The organism is Achromobacter aegrifaciens (assembly GCF_902859735.1).
GTDB lineage: Bacteria > Pseudomonadota > Gammaproteobacteria > Burkholderiales > Burkholderiaceae_B > Achromobacter > Achromobacter aegrifaciens.
Window position 1 is genome coordinate 329,772 of the sequence record NZ_CADIJY010000004.1, and the last position, 16,720, is coordinate 346,491.

The window sequence follows — 16,720 nt, forward strand, 5'->3', positions numbered from 1 at the left end:
ACCCTACGGCATGCAATCCATTCGTGACCTTTCCACCCAGGCGCTGATCTCGCGCGACCTGCTCGCCGCCCTGCGCCGCGACGCGCCGCTGGTGCAGTGCCTGACTAATTTCGTTTCCATGAACACCGCGGCCAACGTGCTGCTGGCCATGGGCGCCTCGCCCGCCATGGTGCACGCGCAAGAAGAAGCGCCCGAGTTCGCGCGCGTCTGCGGCGCGGTCGTGATCAACATCGGCACCCTGTCCTCGCCCTGGCTGGACAGCATGCTGCTGACCGCCGCCTCGGCCAACGAAGCCGGCATACCTTGGGTGCTGGATCCGGTGGCGCACCACGCCACCGCATTCCGCCGCGACGCTGTGCAGCGCCTGCTGGACTTGCGGCCCGCTATCATTCGCGGCAATGCCTCGGAGATCATCGCGCTGGCCGGCGGCCAAAGCGCCAGCAAGGGCGTGGACTCGCGCGACGCGGTCTCGCAGGCGGAGCAGTCCGCGCATGCCATCGCCGCCCGCCGCGGAACCGTTGTGGCAGTGACGGGCGAGACCGACTACGTCACGGACGGCACGCGCGCCGTCCGCATCGTGGGCGGCTCGCCCTTGATGCCGCGCGTCACAGCCACCGGCTGCGCGCTGACGGCGGTCGTAGGCGCCTGCGCCGCAGTATCCAGGAATGACCCGTTTTCCGCGGCAGTCGCCGCCCTGTCGTGCTTCGCCATCGCGGGGCGGCGCGCCGGCGCACAGGCGGAAGGACCCGGATCTTTCGCGTGGCGCTTCCTGGATGCGCTGGCGGCTTTGGATGCGGACGACCTCAGCGGCGAATCGCCGCTGCGCTAGGCGGGACACCGCGGCATCCGCTCATGTCACGGGCGGGTCACACACTGTCCCCAGAATTTCTTTCCTTCAAACCCGGAGGAAAGACGGTGAAGCCGAATCTAGGAAAGATCCTTGCGATGTCCGCCAGCGCCGCGCTGCTGGCGGGCCTGGCCGCCTGTGGCGGCGATGATGACGACGATGACGCGCCGCAGACGCCGCCGCAGGCGAGCGTGCCCCAGGGTTCCACGCTGGACGTGGCCATCCTCGGCACCACCGACCTGCATGCCAACGTGCTGGGCTACGACTACTACAAGCTGGCCGAGGACAAAAGCTACGGCGTGGACCGCACGGCCACGCTGATCGCCAATGCGCGCAAAGAGAACGCCAACACCCTGCTGTTCGACAACGGCGACACCATCCAGGGCACGGCCCTGTCCGATTACCAGGCGCTGGTGGCGCCGGTGCAATGCAGCGACATGCTGGCGATTTACAAGCAGATGAAGCTGCTGGCCTATGACGCGGCCACGCTGGGCAACCACGAGTTCAACTACGGCCTGCCCTTCCTGTCGCAAGTCACGAATACGGACTTCGGGCTGGCCGGCATCGGCAAGGGCACGGCGCAGACCAATTCCGCCGGCGCCAAGGACTGCGCGGCGCCGGGCTTTCCCTTCGTCTCCGCCAACGTGGTGTCCGCCGCCAGCAAACAGCCCATCTTCAAGCCCTGGGTCCTGCTGAACAAGACCTTCAAGGCCACCGACCCCAACGGCAAGCAGATCGAGGTCGCGCTGAAAGTCGGCGTGATCGGCTTTGCGCCCCCGCCCATCCTGCAATGGGACAAGGCCAATCTGGAAGGCCACGTGGAAGTCGCCGGCTGGAAGGAATCGGCGCAGCGCTACGTGCCGGAAATGCGCGCGGCCGGCGCGGACCTGGTGGTGGCATTGGCGCATGGCGGCATCGACATGCTCACCGAGTACAGCCCGGCCATGGAGAACGGCGCCGGCTACCTGAGCCAGGTGGCCGGTATCGATGCGCTGATCACCGGCCACCAGCACCTGCTGTTCCCCGACACCAATGCCAAGTCGCAATTCGCGGGCCAGCCCGGCATAAATCTGGAGAAAGGCCTGATCAACGGCGTGCCGGCGGTGCAGGCCGGCCAATGGGGCAACAACCTCGGCCAGATCACGCTCAAGCTTGCCTATGACAAAGGCTGGCAGGTACGGAAGGACGCCACGCGCGTGCAGCGCATCTCCACGCGCCTGACCGCGCAGAACGGCGCCACGCCCGCGACCTATGTCGAATCCGACGCCGCCGCGCAGCAGCTGGTGCAGGCCGAACACGCCGCCACCATTGCCTATGTCAAGACCCCCATCGGCCAGAGCCGCTTCGACATGGCGACCTATTACGCGCTGGCAGGCGACGTGTCGGCGCTGCAGATCGTGAACATGGCGCAGATCGATTATCTGGCGGACTACATCGCCAAGAACAAGCCGTCGTATGCCGCCCTGCCCATCCTGTCGGCGGCTGCGCCCTTCAAGGGCGGACGCAACGGTCCGGGCGACTTCACCTACGTAAAGCAGGGCAACATCGCCATCAATAACGCCGCCGATCTCTACCTGTACCCGAACACCTTGCAAGTGGTGCGGGTCAGCGGCGACATCGTGCGCCAGTGGCTGGAGAAGACTGCCGAGCAGTTCAGGCAGATCGACCCGGGTCAGGTCGCGCCGCAGGACCTGATCGACACGGGCTTCCCGACCTTCAACTTCGACGTGCTGTATGCCGCGGGCAATGCCCTGCGGTATGAAATCGACGTCACCCGCCCCAAGGGCTCGCGCATCACGAAGTTGACGTACCAGGGCGCGCCGCTAGACCCCGCCGCGCAGTTCCTGGTGGTCACGAACAACTACCGCGCCAGCGGCGGCGGCGACTTCCCCGGCCTGGCCGGCGGCAAGGGAGACATCGTGCTGCAAGCCCCGGACGCCAGCCGCGACGTGCTGATCAGCTACATCAGGAAGCACCCGGACCTGGATCTGGCGACCTACGGCCTGGACCGCAGCTGGCGCTTTGCGCGGGTGGGCGCCCTGGCCGGTCCGGTGGTGTTTTCGTCGGTGCCGGGCACCCTGGCCATGGCCGCGGCGCATGGCGTGGACAACGTCACGGTGCACGACGCCACGCCCGACTCCGTGACCCAGTTGTCGCGCTACGCGGTGGACCTCAGCCGCTAAGGCTGGCGGTAGTAGACGCAGATGCGCCGGCCGCCGATCTCGTGCACCTCGATCGGCAGCTCGTAAAGTTCGCTCAGGACTTCCGGCCGGACCAGTTCGGCCGGAGTCCCCTGATGCGCGATGCGCCCTGCCCGCATCGCCACGATGCGGTCCGCGTATGTGGACGCGAAGTTGATGTCGTGCAGCACCAGCACCACCGTCTTGCCCAGCTCGTCCGCCGCGCGCCGCAAGGTGCCCATCATGGCGACGGCGTGCTTCATGTCCAGGCTGTTCAGGGGTTCGTCCAGCAGGACGTAGCGCGTGTCCTGGCACAGCACCATCGCCACGAAGGCGCGCTGGCGCTGCCCGCCCGACATCTCGTCCAGGTAGCGGTCGGCCAGCGGCTCCAGGTTCAGGTAGGCGATGGCGCGGTCGATGTGGGCCTTGTCGTCCAGCGTCAGGCGGCCGCCCGTGTGCGGATAGCGGCCGAACGCGACCAGGTCCCTCGCCGTCAGCCGCAACGGCAAGTGATTATCCTGCCGCAGGATGGCGAGGCGGCGGGCCAGTTCGCGGCTGTCGGCCCGGGTCACGTCCAGCCCCTCGACCAGCACGCGGCCCGCCGACATCGGCAGCAGCCGGCTGACCATGGACAGCAGCGTGGACTTGCCCGCGCCATTGGGACCGATGATGGCCGTCACGCCCCCCGCGGGCAGCGACAGGCTGACGTCGTCGACCACCACGCTGTCGCCGTACTGCTTGCTGACTTGCTGGATCTCTATCATCGGCGCCCCCTGCGCAGGATCAGGACGAGGAACATCAGCCCGCCCAGGAATTCGATCACCACGCTGACGGTGGTATTCAGGCCCAGCACGCGTTCAAGCAGCGTCTGGCCGCCCACCAGGAAGATCACGCTCAGCAGCACGGCCGCTGGAACCGTGTGGCGGTGCCGGTCGGACCCCATGGCCTGATAGGCCAGGTTGCTGACCAGCAGGCCGAAGAATGTCACCGGCCCCACCAGCGCGGTGGACACCGACACCAGCACCGCGATGGCGGCCAGCGTCAGCATCAGCGTGCGGCGATAGTCCACGCCCAGGTTCACCGCAATGTCGCGGCCCAGCGCCAGCACGTCGTAGCGACGCCGCATGCGCCACACCAGCAGCGACGCCGCGCACACCGCGGCCAGCGCGATCGGCAACAGGCCCACACGCACGGTATTGAAGCTGGCGAACATGCGGTCCTGCAACACCAGGAATTCATTGGGGTCGATCAGCCGCACCACGAAGTTGGACAGGCTGCGAAACAACAGGCCGAAGATGATGCCCACCAGCATCATCAGGTGCAGGCTGCGCACCGCGTCCGAAAACAGCCAGCGGAACAGCAGGCAGGCGAACGCCGTCATGGCGCCGACCTCCAGCAGGAAGGCGGCCACCGGATGGCTGGCGGCCGTGGCCGCCTGGCCGAAGCCGAACACCACCACGGCCTGTATCAGCAGGTACAGGGCGTCAAAGCCCATGATGGCCGGCGTCAGGATGCGGTTGTGGGTGATCGTCTGGAACAGCACCGACGACACCGCCACGGCATAGGCCACCAGCAGCATCGCCGCCAGCTTGGCGCCGCGGAACGGAATCACGAAGGACCACTGGCCATTGGCGCCCAGCGTCATGAAGGCGATGGCGCAGATCAGCGCAAGAGCGCCCAGCAGCCACAGACGCCAGGTTTGCGGCGCACGGACCGGCGCCGGCGCGGAGATGGCGAGTTCAGCCAAGCCGGTTCCTCCGCGTGCGCAACAGCCACAGGAACAGGATGCTGCCCAGCACGCCGACCACCGTGCCGATGGGAATCTCGTAGGGATGGATCACCAGCCTGCCGATGACGTCGCAGGCCAGCACGAACACGCCGCCCAGCACCGCCACCCAGGGAATGGAGCGACGCATGTTGTCGCCCAGCACCAGGCTGACGGCGTTGGGCACGATCAGGCCCAGAAAGGGTATGCCGCCCGCCGTCACCACCACCACGGCCGAAATCGCCGACACGATCAGCAGTCCGGCCAGCGTCAGCCGCGCATGGTTCAAGCCCAGGTTGGCGGCGAACTCGCGGCCCATGCCGGCCACGGTGTAGCGATCGGCCGCCGCGTAAGCCGCGCAGGCCAGGCCGAAGCCTATCCATAGCAGTTCATAACGTCCCCGCAGCACGCCGGAAAAATCGCCCGTGGTCCAGGCGTGCAGCGACTGCAGCAGGTCGTAGCGGTAGGCGACGAAGGTGGTGGCGGCGTGGATCACCCCGCCCAGGATCAGGCCGATCAGCGGCACGATGAAGGGCGTGCGCAGCGGTACGCGCTTGAGCAGCGCCAGGAACAGCAGGGTGCCCGCCAGCGCAAAGCCCGTGGCCGTCAGCATCTTGCCGATCACGGGCGTATCCGGCGCCAGCAGCGTGACCACGAGTATGCCCAGTGTGGCGGACTCCACGGTGCCGGCCGTGGTGGGTTCGACGTAGCGGTTGCGCACCAGCATCTGCATGATGAGCCCCGCCACCGCCAGCGACATGCCGGCCAGCAGCAAGGCCAGCGTGCGGGGAATGCGGCTGACCATCAGCAGGCGCCAGGCGCGCTCGGCCTCGTCGCCATTGCCCCACAGCGCGGACAGGCTGAGCTGCCCCGCGCCCAGGCTGACGCTGGCCGCGCACAGGGCCAGCAGCAAGCCCACTGCCGCCGCCAGCCCGCCCCAACCGCCTATCGACTGCCGCCAACTCACCCGCGATTACTCCCGCCGCTCACGCATCAGGCTTTACTTGCCCGCGGCCAGCGCGGCCGCGATCTCGTCCACGTTCTGCTGCATGGCGGTCAGGCCCGCGCTGCCCAGCAGGTACCAGTTGTAGCCGTTCAGGTAAACCACGCGCTTGTTCTTCCAGGCCTTAGTCGGACGCACCAGCTCGTTGTCCAGCATGCGCTGGGCCGACACGCCTTCACGGCCGATGGCGGCGTCGCGGTCGATCACGAACAGCCAGTCGGGGTCGGTCTGGGCGATGAACTCGAACGAGATCGCCTGGCCGTGGTTCGACACGCTCAGCCCCGTCGTCGCCGGCTTGATGCCGAAGGCGTCGTGGATCACGCCGAAGCGCGAACCCGGACCGTAGGCGCTCATCTTGCCGCCAGTGGTCAGCACGATCAGCGCGGTGCCGGCGTTGGCCGCCTTGCCGTTCAGGTCCGCGATCGAAGCGCGCAGGGCGTCGAGCTTGGTCTTGGCGACATCCTGCTTGCCGTAGATGGCGGCCAGCGTTTCGGTGTTGCGCGTCACGCTGCCGACCAGGTCCTTCGCGTTGACCGTCAGGTCCACGGTGGGCGCCAGCTTGGCGAGCTCGTCGTACTTGGGCGCGGAGCGGCCCGCGACGAAGATGAGTTGCGGCGCGGCGGCGTGGATCACCTCGTAGTTGGGCTCGAACATCGATCCCACCTTCAGGTAGCGCTGATCGGCATACTGGCTGAGCTGCGGCGGCCACTTGGCCACCGTCGGCACGCCCGCCACGTTTACGTCCAGCGCATGCAGGGTGTCCAGCACGGCCAGGTCCATCACCACTGTCTTCGCCGGGTTGGCCGGCACGGCGGTTTCGCCGCGCGCGTGCTTCACCGGCACCGTCGCCTGCGCGGCGCATACCGCCGTGGCGGCGCCCAGGACCAGCGCGGCCCCGGCCTGCATCGCCCAACGCCGGACGCGGCCTGCCTGCATTTGCTTCTTCATGCGTACCTCTTCATGTTGCGGGCGCCAGGCGCCCTTTCAAACTCAGAACTTGACGCCCACGCCCAGCCAGTAGCGGCGGCCGTCCTCGACGTAACCGTAGTCGTCGTACGTGACCTGCTTGTCGAACAGGTTGTAGATGCCGGCGTACACCGCCACCGTCTTGTTCACCTGGTACGAACCGCCCAGGTCCACGAACGTGTAGGAAGGCGCGACCACCGACGAGGACGAGGGGCCGGTGATGGGCTGGCTTTCCTTGCCGCGGTAGTTCAGGCGCGCCCATGCCTGCAGCGCATCCGAGGCCTGCCAGTTCACCGTGGTGGTGAACAGGTGCTTGGGCAGTTGGTTCAGCGGCTGGCCCTTGTACTGGCCCGACTTCTGCTCCGACTTGGTGAAGGTGTAGCTGCTGGTCAGGGACCAGTCGCGCGACAGCGGCAGCTTCAGGTTGGCTTCCACGCCGCGCGAATTGGCCTTGTCCACGTTCATGTAGGTGGTCGGGTCCGAACCGAACTGGTTCGGGCCGTCCGTGCACTGGGTCGCCGGGCAAGCCACGCGGGTGATCTTGTCCTTGAAGTCGTTGTTGAAGATCGTCAGGCCGGCGTTGAAGCCTTCGCCGTCGTCATACAGGATGCCGATTTCCTCGGTCACCGACTTCTCGGGCGTCAGGTCCGGGTTGCCGTACATATTGCCGCCGCGGCTGACCTGGCCCCAGCCCGCCACCGTCTGGCGCAGGTCGGGCGCGCGGAAACCGGTGGACACGCCGCCCTTCAGGGTCCAGCGGTCGGCCATGTGCCAGACGCCGTACAGGCGCGGGCTGAAGTGCGTGCCGAAGTTCTCGTCTTCGTCCATGCGCAGGCCGGTGGTGACGGCGAAGGTCTCGGTCAGGCGCCATTCGTCTTCGGCGAACAAGGCCCACTGGTAGCGGTCCACCTTGCTGGGGCCGTTGGCCAGCTGGTTGCCGGTCTGGTCGTTCAGGCGCTGGCTCAGGTAGCTGCCGCCCAGGGTCAGCATGTGCGAACCCAGGGGCAAGGTCCAGCTCGTCTGGATGTCCAGGTTCTTGATCTTCATCTGGCGCGAGCGGTTGTCGAACTCTTCCTGCTGCACATAGCTGTCCGACACGCCCCAGCCCCAGCGTCCGGTATGCGACAGCGCCCACTTGTTGCTGCGGTAGTCGGTATCGGACGAGGCCGGGCAACCATTGCGCCCGCAAGCCTGGCCGGGCGGCAGCGGCTCGACCGTCTTGCCCAGCGTTTCGTGCAGCTTCTGGCGCATGGTGGTCGCTTCCAGCACGATGTCGTGGTCGCGGTTGGGCGTCAGCGCCAGCTTGGCCGTGACGCTTTCCGAGTTGCGTTTGCGGAAGCCGTCGACGATGTCGTCTTCGTCGCGCTGCGTGGCCTGGCCGTAGATCTGCAGGCCCAGCAGGTCCGTCTTGATCGGGCCGGACAGGTAGAAGTTGCCCTGGTAGATGTCGCCCGACTTGTTGCTTTCCTGGATGGTGGTGTCCAGGCGGATCTCGCCGCCCCACTCAGAAGGCACCTTGCGCGTGATGATGTTGATCACCCCGCCCATGGCGTCCGAGCCGTACAGCGAGGACATGGGGCCGCGCACCACCTCGATGCGCTCGATGGCGGAAAGCGGCGGGGTCCAGCCGCCTTCGACGCCCGTGGAGTCCGAGTTGGTGCGGGTCTCGCGCGAGTTCTGGCGCTTGCCGTCGATCAGTATCAGCGTGTACTTGGGGCCCATGCCACGCAGGCTGATGTCCTGGCGATCGCCGCCGCCGGTGACGATCACGCCTGGCACGTCCACCAGCGCGTCGTTGATGTCGCGGTAGAACTTCTTGTCCAGGTCCTCGCGGGTGATCACGCTGATCGATGCCGGCGCATCCTGGATCTGCTGTTCATAACCCGAGGCCGTCACCACCACGGTATCCAGCGTCTTTGCGGTGTCGGCGCTCTGCGCCCACGCGGGCTGCGCCACGCCGAAACCCGCCGCGCACAGGGCTGCCGCCAACTGCGTGCGCGAACCCGGACCGCGCCGGCCGGCGACCAATTCTTTGCTGCTCATGATTCCAGTTTCTCCCGTCCCAGGCCCGCGCCCCACCCCGCGTGCGGCGTCCGTCCTGCCCCGTATTTATTAATGAAAACCATTCTCATATTAGAATTGGACCTGCCGGGAGCCAGCAACACGCTTTCCGCAACTTTTATCTTCTTTGAACTTCTTGACACTCCGGCCCGCGGCCATAAGCCAAACTGCCGGATGCAGAACCGACGACACGCATGCCTTTTTCCCACGCACCGGCGACTCGCCGCATCCTGCTGATTGACGACGATGTCGAGCTTGCGCAGATGCTGCGCGAGTACCTGGAACCCGGTCACTGCCAGCTCACCCTGGCGCATAGCGGCACGCAGGGCCTGGCCCTGTTGGCTCAGGACGACTACGACCTGGTGCTGCTGGACCTGATGCTGCCCGACGGCAACGGGCTGGATCTGCTGAAGCAATACCGCCAGCGCTCGCGCCGGCCGGTCATCATGTTCACCGCCCACGGCGGCGAGACGGACCGCGTGCTGGGCCTGGAGTTCGGCGCCGACGATTACCTGGCCAAGCCCTTCAGTCCGCGCGAACTCAAGGCCCGCATCACGGCCGTGCTGCGCCGTTTCGAGGAAGTGCCGGACACGGCCCGCCCCGCCCTGGCGCTGGGCGCAGTGTCGCTGGACGCCGCCACCGGCGTGCTGCGGATGGGCGACAGTGAAATCCCGCTGACTGGCGCCGAACAGCGCATCCTGGAAATCCTCATGCGCACGCCCGGCCAGGTGGTCGCGCGCGACCAGATCGGCCTGTACGCGCTGGGCCGCAAGCCGGACCGCTACGACCGCAGCATCGACACCCACATCAGCTCGCTGCGCAAGAAGCTGCGCAGCGACGGCGGCGCCGAGACCTTGGCGATCCGCAACCTGCGCGGCCTGGGTTACGTGCTGGCGGGCGCTGACTGATGGCCTGGCTGCCCACCCGCTCGCTATTCGGACGCGCCTTCCTGACCTTCTGGGGTGCGATGGCCGTCATCCTGGTCTGCGGCATGGTGCTGACGGCCGCGGTCGCCTGGTACCGCTTCAATTCCCTGGATGGCCTGAATCCCGGCAATCTCACGCGCGATGCTGCGCAGATCGCCCGCAGCGAGGGCGTGGATGGCCTGGAACGCTGGGTCGAAGCCATGGACCGGCGCTACTCGGCGCTGAAGATCTACGTCATGGACGCCCAGGACAAGGACATCCTGGGCCGGCGGCTGCCCGCCCGCATGGAAGACTGGCTGAGCGATTTCCGCGCCGGGCCGGACCGTTCGCCGAAAGCCGACTACCTTCCCGCCGACCCCACCGGCGAGCGCGTTTCCTGGTGGGAACCGCAAAAGCTGGTCTTGCCCGATGGTTCGCAACTGCTGCTGCTGTTCCTGCCGTTCGATTCATCGCATTGGGAAGTGCTGGCCCTGTCGCCCGTGGCGCTGGCCCTGGTGCTGTTCGCGCTGGCGGTGACCGCACCGTTCTGCTGGGCCCTGAGCCGCCACGTGACGGCGCCCTTGGCGCAGTTGCGCCAGACCACGCATGCCCTGTCCGCGGGGCGGCTGGATGCGCACACGCCCGCCAAGCTGGCCCGCCGCAAGGACGAACTGGGCCAGCTTGCGCGCGACTTCGACGCCATGGCCGACCGGCTGAAGGCGCTGGTCGACACGCGCGAACAGCTGCTGCACAACATCGCACACGAACTGCGTTCGCCGCTTGCACGGCTGCGGCTGGCGGCGGAGCTCGCGCGGCGCAAGGACGAGCGCCAGGATCTGCAGCTGGACCGCATCGAACTCGAATGCGAACGCCTGGACGCGCTGGTCGGCAACACCTTGCGGCTTGCGCGCCTGGGCGCCCTGCCCGTGCCTACTGACACCCTGGACCTGGCCGAACTCGTGTCCGACGTCGTCGAGGACGCACGCTTTGAGGCTGGCGGCCGGCAGATCCGCATAGAGTGGAGCCAACATGCGCCCGTGCCCCTGGTCGGCGACCGCTGCAGCCTGGCCAGCGCCATCGAGAACGTACTGCGCAACGCCCTGCGCTTTGCGCCCGCGCACAGCGCGATCCGCGTGCGCCTGCTGTCGAACGCGCACGAAGCCTGCCTGGAGATCGAGGATCATGGGCCCGGCGTGGCCGCCGAAGAGCTGCAATCGCTGTTCGAGCCCTTCTATCGCACCGCCTCGGGCGCGCGCAAGCCGGGCAGCGGCGCCGGACTGGGCCTGTCGATTGCCCAGGCCGCCGTGGCCGCGCACAAGGGCAGGATGTCGGCCCGCAATATTTCGCCACAGGGGCTGAGCGTGCGGCTGGAACTGCCGCGCCTGAACGGCTGAAGCCAGGGTCGATCAGTCGGCGTCGGCCAGGATCGCGGCCGGCAGCCGCGGCAATACCCGCATGGCGTTGGCGGTGGTGGCATGGGCCACCTGCGCCGGCGTGATGCCACGCAATTCCGCCAACGTGGCCGCGATGCGGACCAGTTCGGCAGGCGCATTGCGCCGATGCGGCGGATGCAGCCAGGCCGGAGGGATGTCCGGCGCATCGGTTTCCAGCACCAGGTGCGCCAGGTCCACGTCTACCGCATGGCGGCGTATCTGCAAGGCGCGCTCATAGGTCATGGCGCCGCCCAGGCCCAGCGCGAATCCCTGGTCTATGAATGCCTGCGCCTGCTGCGCGCTGCCGTTGAAGGCGTGCGCAATGCCGCCGATGCGCGGATGGCGGCGCAGGTACTTCAAGAGGATGTCCTGCGACTTGCGCACGTGCAGCAGCACCGGCAGGCCGAACTCGGCAGCCAGCGCCAGTTGCGCGGCGTAGAAGCGCTCCTGGCGCTCGCGCGGTTCGCCGGAGGCTATTTCGGGAACGAAGAAATCCAGGCCGATCTCGCCGATGGCGACGAAGCGAGGATCGCCCAGCGCATCCTTGACGGCAGCGCGCAGCGCTTCCAGATCGGCGTCGCTGGCGCGCTGGACGTATAGCGGATGGATGCCCAGCGCATAGGCGCCGCCGGCCGTCTTGCCGGCCAGCTCGCGCACCGCGGAAAAATTGGCGCGTTCGACCGCTGGAATCACAATGGACTGCACGCCTGCCTGGCAGGCGCCGTCGGCGACTTGCTCGCGGTCGGCGTCGAACTCGGCGGCATCCAGGTGGCAATGGGTATCGATCAGCATGGGCGCGACCTCCTTGCCCGGATTATCCCCCCGGCGCGCCTTAACCCGAAACCAGGCGGCCGTTTTCCATGAGCAGCTGGCGGTCGGCGCGGGCGGCCAGTTCCGGGTCGTGCGTGACGATGGCGAACGCCGTGCCGGACTCCTGGTTCACCCGCGTCAGCAGTTCGAACATATTGTGCGCCGTGTGGCGGTCCAGGTTGCCGGTGGGCTCGTCGGCCAGCACGCAGACGGGCCGCGTGACCAGGGCGCGCGCCAGCGCCACGCGCTGCCGTTCGCCGCCGGACAGCTGGCCCGGGAAGTGACCTTCGCGCGCGGCCAGGCCCACCATGCCCAGGACCTCGTGCGCGGCTTGCCGCGCCTTGTCGCGGTTCTCGCGGCGCACGATCAGCGGCATCGCCACGTTATCCAGCGCCGAGAACTCCGGCAGCAGGTGGTGGAACTGGTAGACGAAACCCAGGCTGCGGTTGCGCACGGCGCTCTTGCGGGCCTCGGACAGCCCGACGGCAAGCTGGCCGTCCACCGACACCGAGCCGCTGGTGGGCACGTCCAGCAGGCCCAGGATATGCAGCAGCGTGCTCTTGCCGGAGCCGGAGGCGCCGACGATGGCGACCATTTCGCCGCGCGCCACGGTCAGGCTGACGTTGCTCAGCACTTCGATGCGCGCAGGGCCTTCGTCGTAGACCTTGACGATGTTGTCGGCCTGCAGCGCGGGAGTCAGCATGTCAGTCATGGCGCAGCACCTGTGCGGGTTGCAGGCGCGAGGCGCGCCAGCTGGGGTACAGGGTCGCCAGCAGCGACAGCACCAGGGAGGTCACGCCGATGGTGACGATGTCGCCCATCTGCGGATCCGACGGCAAGGCGCTGATGAAATAGATTTCACGCGGCAGGAAATGCACGCCCAGCAGCCCTTCGATGAACGGCACGATCACGTCCACGTTATAGGCAATGAGGATGCCGCCCGCGACCCCCAGCAGCGTGCCGATCACGCCGATCAGCGCCCCTTGCACCAGGAAGATGCGGGCGATTTCTCGCGGTCCCGCGCCCAGCGTGCGCAGGATGGCGATGTCGGACTGCTTGTCCTTCACGGCCATGACCAGGGACGACAGCAGGTTGAACGCGGCCACGGCCACGATCAGCGCCAGGATCAGGAACATCATGCGCTTTTCGGTCTTCACGGCCGCGAACCAGGTACGGTTGTTGCGCGACCAGTCGCTGGCCATCATGTAGGGCGGCAGCACCTTCTGCAATTCGGCCGCCACTTCCGGCGCGCGCTGCATGTCGGCGATGCGCAGGCGCACGCCGGCGGTGCCGCTGTCGCGGAACACGCGGGCGGCGTCCTCGTCGTCGACGAAGGCCAGCGAAGAATCGTATTCATAGTGGCCGGACGAGAACACGCCCACCACGGTGAACTGGCGCATGCGCGGCGTGAAGCCCGCCGGGCTGATCGAGCCTTGCGGCGCCATCATCAGGAGCGTGTCGCCCAGCTTCACGCCCATGCCGTCGGCCAGTTCATTGCCCAGCACCACGCCGAAGCTGCCGGGCTTCAGGTCGGCGAGCTTGCCCGACACCATCTGGCGCGGCAGGTCCGACACATTGCCTTCGGTCTGCGGATCGATGCCGCGCACCTGCACGCCGCGCAAGGCCTGCCCGCGCACCAGCATGCCCTGCGCCGCCACGAACGGAGCGCCGGCCTTGACGGCGGGATTCTTCTCGGCGGCGGAAGCGAATTCCTGCCATCTCTCCAGCACCCGCTCCGGCGCCGCGCCGGGGATGTAGAGTTCGATGTGCGGCAGCACCGACAGCATGCGGTCGCGCACTTCCTTCTGGAAGCCGTTCATCACGGATAGCACCACGATCAGGGCGGCAACGCCCAGCGCAATGCCCGCCATGGAACTGGCGGCGATGAAGGAGATGAAGCGATCGCGGCGGCCGCGTCGCTGGCGGATTCGGGCCAACCCGGCATAGCGGGCGCCTATCCATAGTTCGTAGGGTATTTTCAGCACGAGCGCATTATGGCATTAACCGCCTGTATTCCGCCCCGCGGATGTGCGGTTCCGAGACCAGGCGTTTCAAGCTATGGCAGTGGCGGACGCCGCTTAGTTCCCGCGGCCCGCGCGGACTACAATCGCGCCCATGCTGATCGTCATTCCGGGCGCCCTGCCCGCCCTTCCCGTCGCCGCCGAACTGGCCAAGCTCTTGCCCGAACGCGCGCCCACGCTGCACGGCTGGCTCCAGGCCGGCGCCGCCCGGCCCCAGGCCCATGACGTGCGCGCCCAAGGCTGTACGCCCTACGAAGCCTGGCAGTTGGCCCGCGCCGGCTACGTCCCCGAAGCGGGCCTGCCGCCCGGCGCCGGACTGGGTCCGCTGCTGGCCGGCGCCCAAACCGGCGGCGATGGCCCCGTCTGGCTGGCCGAACTGGTCCACCTGGCGCTGGGCACGGACCAGGCCGCCTTGCTGGACCCCGGCCTGATGGAACTGCGCGCCGAGGAAACGGCTGCTCTGCTGGACACCGCCCGCCCCCTGTTCGAAGGCACGGGCTTCGAGGTCCAAGCGCTCTCGCCCGAACGCTGGCGCCTGCGCCTGCCGGAGGGCCTGCGGCCGCAGACCGCCAGCCCGCTGGCCGTGGCCGGACAGCGCCTGAACGACTGGTGGCGCCAGGACGCGGAAGCGCGCCCTTGGCGCCGGCTGCTCAATGAAATACAGATGGCCTGGCACGAACACCCGGTCAACGACGCCCGCGCGGCGCGCGGCCTGCCTCCGGTCAATGCGCTGTGGCTGTATGGCGGCGGCAAACCTTGGACGCAGTCCCAGCCGGCCCCGGCGCAGGTTTACAGCAACCTGGACGCCCCCCAGCGGGCCGGCGACTGGGCCGCCTGGCTGGACGCCCTGGCCGCGCTGGACGCACAGCATCTGCGCCCGCTGGCCGGCAAGCAAGGCCTGCCGGCCGCGCCCGCCGAACTGCTGCTGCTGGGCGACGACCGCAAGGTCGCCCTCACCCTGAAACCGCGCGGGGGCCTGCTCGGCTTGCTGCCCGCGCCCAAGAAAAACTGGAGCGCCTGGTGGTCTCACCCCGCTTAACCGTCCGCACGCCCGACCTGCAAGCCTGCCGCATCCTGGAAGCCTCGGGCATCCACCCGCTGCTGGCCCGTCTGTGGGCCGCCCGCGGCGTCACCCATCCCGATCAGACCCAGCTCGCCTGGAAGTCGCTGCTGCCGCCCAACGGCCTGACGCATTCGGACCACGCCGCCGGCGTGCTGGCCGACGCCATCCAGACAGGCAAGAAGCTGCTGATCGTGGCCGACTACGATTGCGACGGCGCCACCGCCTGCGCGGTCGGACTGCGCGCGCTGTCCGCCATGGGCGCCGACGTGGACTTCCTGGTGCCCAACCGCTTCGAAACCGGGTACGGCCTGTCGCCGGCCGTGGTCGAGCTGGCGGTCCGGCACCGCGCCGGCAAGCCCGACATCATCATCACCGTGGACAACGGCATCGCCAGCGTGGACGGCGTGGCCGCGGCCAATGAGGCCGGCATCGGCGTGGTGATCACCGACCACCACTTGCCGGGCGACACGCTGCCGGCGGCCCTGGCCATCGTCAACCCGAACCAGCCGGGCTGCGGCTTTCCGTCCAAGAACCTGGCGGGCGTGGGCGTCATTTTCTACATGATGCTGGCGCTGCGCGCCGAACTGCGCCGCCGCGGCGTCTACGCGGCCGATGGCGGCCCGCGCCTGGACGCGCTGTCCGACCTGGTGGCCCTGGGCACCGTGGCCGACGTGGTCAAGCTGGACGCGAACAACCGCCTGCTGGTCACCCAAGGGCTGCAACGCATGCGCGCAGGCCGCCTGCAACCCGGGCTGCGCGCGCTGTTCGCCGTGGCCGGACGCGAGCCGCGCGCAGCCAATGGCTTCGACCTGGGCTTTGCGCTCGGCCCGCGCATCAATGCGGCCGGCCGCCTGGCCGACATGAGCCTGGGCATCGCCTGCCTGACCACGGACGACGAGGCGCAGGCGCTGGAAATGGCCCGCGAGCTCGACAACATCAACCGCGAGCGCCGCACCATCGAAGCCGAAATGCGCGAACAGGCGCTGGCCGCCATGGAAGAGCCGAACGCTGCCGCCGGCGCTACGGTCTGCGTGTTCGATCCGGGCTGGCACCAAGGCGTGGTAGGCCTGGTGGCCTCGCGCCTGAAGGAAAAATTCTGGCGCCCCACGCTGGCCTTCGCGCCCGCCGGCGACGATGAAATCCGCGGCTCCGGCCGCTCCATTCCCGACGTGCACCTGCGCGACGCGCTGGACCTGGTGTCCAAGCGCCATCCCAACCTGATCCGCAAGTTCGGCGGCCACGCCATGGCGGCCGGCCTGACGCTGGGCCGCAACGACTTCGCGGCCTTCGCCCCCGCGTTCGACGCCGCCGTGCGCGAGCTGACGGGCCGCGACACCTTCGAGCCGGTGATCGAGACCGACGGCTCGCTGGACACCGGCTACGCCAACGCCGACGTGGCCGGCATGCTGCAGCAGCAGGTCTGGGGCGCCGGCTTCGCCGCGCCGCTGTTCCTGGACGAGTTCGTGGTGCGCAACCAGCGCCTGGTTGGGGAAAAGCACCTGAAACTATCGCTGGAGCGCGGCCACCAGCGCTTCGACGCGATCTGGTTCGGCCACGACCAGTCGCTGCCCGAACACATCCAGGCGGCATACCGGCTGGAGCAGAACGTGTGGAACGGGATGGTGTCGGTGCAGTTGGTGATCGAGCACGCGGGCTAACAAGGCCC

Annotated in this window: 14 protein-coding genes; 6 read left to right on the forward strand and 8 right to left on the reverse strand. The window is 68.0% G+C overall.

Going from position 1 to position 16,720, the window contains the following annotated elements; translation table 11 throughout:
- The first annotated feature begins 10 nt into the window (after positions 1 to 10).
- Together thiM and HV766_RS14550 are read left to right on the forward strand one after the other, a co-directional pair.
- Complete coding sequence (gene thiM / locus HV766_RS14545) at positions 11 to 829, forward strand: hydroxyethylthiazole kinase (protein WP_175181404.1); 819 nt, start codon at positions 11 to 13, stop codon at positions 827 to 829.
- An 86-nt stretch (positions 830 to 915) separates the two neighbouring features.
- A complete protein-coding gene (locus HV766_RS14550; RefSeq protein ID WP_496349907.1) occupies positions 916 to 3,030 on the forward strand; it encodes a 5'-nucleotidase C-terminal domain-containing protein in 2,115 nt (704 codons plus the stop codon).
- Here HV766_RS14550 and HV766_RS14555 read toward each other — a convergent pair.
- From HV766_RS14555 to HV766_RS14575, 5 genes are read right to left on the reverse strand one after another with little or no spacing between them, the layout of a single operon-like run.
- Positions 3,027 to 3,791, reverse strand: a complete 765-nt coding sequence (locus tag HV766_RS14555) for an iron ABC transporter ATP-binding protein (RefSeq protein WP_119451240.1) — start codon at positions 3,789 to 3,791, stop codon at positions 3,027 to 3,029. The two genes, HV766_RS14550 and HV766_RS14555, sit on opposite strands and share 4 nt — an antisense overlap.
- The gene (locus HV766_RS14560) at positions 3,788 to 4,774 is read right to left on the reverse strand and encodes an iron chelate uptake ABC transporter family permease subunit (RefSeq protein WP_175181406.1); all 987 of its coding nucleotides are present in this window, start codon (positions 4,772 to 4,774) and stop codon (positions 3,788 to 3,790) included. Before HV766_RS14560 ends, HV766_RS14555 begins: the two co-directional genes overlap by 4 nt.
- A complete protein-coding gene (locus HV766_RS14565) occupies positions 4,767 to 5,759 on the reverse strand; it encodes an ABC transporter permease (protein WP_054456168.1) in 993 nt (330 codons plus the stop codon). Before HV766_RS14565 ends, HV766_RS14560 begins: the two co-directional genes overlap by 8 nt.
- A gap of 33 nt (positions 5,760 to 5,792) precedes the next feature.
- Entirely contained in the window at positions 5,793 to 6,743 is a 951-nt protein-coding gene (locus HV766_RS14570; RefSeq protein WP_082401124.1) for a siderophore ABC transporter substrate-binding protein, read from the reverse strand.
- A gap of 42 nt (positions 6,744 to 6,785) precedes the next feature.
- Positions 6,786 to 8,804, reverse strand: a complete 2,019-nt coding sequence (locus tag HV766_RS14575) for a ligand-gated channel protein (RefSeq protein ID WP_119451239.1) — start codon at positions 8,802 to 8,804, stop codon at positions 6,786 to 6,788.
- 212 nt (positions 8,805 to 9,016) lie between these two features.
- Between HV766_RS14575 and HV766_RS14580 the strand changes: the two genes are divergently transcribed.
- A complete protein-coding gene (locus HV766_RS14580; RefSeq protein WP_054456165.1) occupies positions 9,017 to 9,730 on the forward strand; it encodes a response regulator transcription factor in 714 nt (237 codons plus the stop codon).
- The gene (locus HV766_RS14585; protein WP_054456162.1) at positions 9,730 to 11,121 is read left to right on the forward strand and encodes a sensor histidine kinase; all 1,392 of its coding nucleotides are present in this window, start codon (positions 9,730 to 9,732) and stop codon (positions 11,119 to 11,121) included. Before HV766_RS14580 ends, HV766_RS14585 begins: the two co-directional genes overlap by 1 nt.
- 12 nt (positions 11,122 to 11,133) lie before the next feature.
- On the opposite strand, the gene HV766_RS14590 is transcribed toward HV766_RS14585, so the two are convergent.
- From HV766_RS14590 to HV766_RS14600, 3 genes are read right to left on the reverse strand one after another with little or no spacing between them, the layout of a single operon-like run.
- A complete protein-coding gene (locus tag HV766_RS14590; RefSeq protein ID WP_054456160.1) occupies positions 11,134 to 11,952 on the reverse strand; it encodes a TatD family hydrolase in 819 nt (272 codons plus the stop codon).
- 40 nt (positions 11,953 to 11,992) lie between these two features.
- Positions 11,993 to 12,682, reverse strand: a complete 690-nt coding sequence (locus HV766_RS14595; RefSeq protein ID WP_054456159.1) for an ABC transporter ATP-binding protein — start codon at positions 12,680 to 12,682, stop codon at positions 11,993 to 11,995.
- Entirely contained in the window at positions 12,675 to 13,907 is a 1,233-nt protein-coding gene (locus tag HV766_RS14600; RefSeq protein ID WP_233564600.1) for a lipoprotein-releasing ABC transporter permease subunit, read from the reverse strand. The genes HV766_RS14595 and HV766_RS14600 overlap by 8 nt, the downstream gene beginning before the upstream one ends.
- Before the next feature lie 178 nt (positions 13,908 to 14,085).
- Here HV766_RS14600 and HV766_RS14605 point away from each other — a divergent pair, with 178 nt between their 5' ends.
- On the forward strand, positions 14,086 to 15,030 hold the full coding sequence (locus HV766_RS14605; protein WP_175181407.1) for a hypothetical protein: 945 nt from the start codon (positions 14,086 to 14,088) through the stop codon (positions 15,028 to 15,030).
- Entirely contained in the window at positions 15,012 to 16,712 is a 1,701-nt protein-coding gene (gene recJ, locus HV766_RS14610; RefSeq protein ID WP_119451235.1) for a single-stranded-DNA-specific exonuclease RecJ, read from the forward strand. Before HV766_RS14605 ends, recJ begins: the two co-directional genes overlap by 19 nt.
- The last annotated feature ends 8 nt before the right edge of the window (positions 16,713 to 16,720 follow it).

What these genes read in the sequence shown, in the direction of transcription:
- thiM (WP_175181404.1), top strand. Translation starts at nt 11, where the DNA reads ATGCAATCCATTCGTGACCTTTCCACCCAGGCGCTGATCTCGCGCGAC.
- HV766_RS14555 (WP_119451240.1), bottom strand. Translation starts at nt 3,791, where the DNA reads ATGATAGAGATCCAGCAAGTCAGCAAGCAGTACGGCGACAGCGTGGTG.
- HV766_RS14570 (WP_082401124.1), bottom strand. Translation starts at nt 6,743, where the DNA reads ATGAAGAAGCAAATGCAGGCAGGCCGCGTCCGGCGTTGGGCGATGCAG.
- HV766_RS14575 (WP_119451239.1), bottom strand. Translation starts at nt 8,804, where the DNA reads ATGAGCAGCAAAGAATTGGTCGCCGGCCGGCGCGGTCCGGGTTCGCGC.
- HV766_RS14580 (WP_054456165.1), top strand. Translation starts at nt 9,017, where the DNA reads ATGCCTTTTTCCCACGCACCGGCGACTCGCCGCATCCTGCTGATTGAC.
- HV766_RS14585 (WP_054456162.1), top strand. Translation starts at nt 9,730, where the DNA reads ATGGCCTGGCTGCCCACCCGCTCGCTATTCGGACGCGCCTTCCTGACC.
- HV766_RS14590 (WP_054456160.1), bottom strand. Translation starts at nt 11,952, where the DNA reads ATGCTGATCGATACCCATTGCCACCTGGATGCCGCCGAGTTCGACGCC.
- HV766_RS14595 (WP_054456159.1), bottom strand. Translation starts at nt 12,682, where the DNA reads ATGACTGACATGCTGACTCCCGCGCTGCAGGCCGACAACATCGTCAAG.
- HV766_RS14605 (WP_175181407.1), top strand. Translation starts at nt 14,086, where the DNA reads ATGCTGATCGTCATTCCGGGCGCCCTGCCCGCCCTTCCCGTCGCCGCC.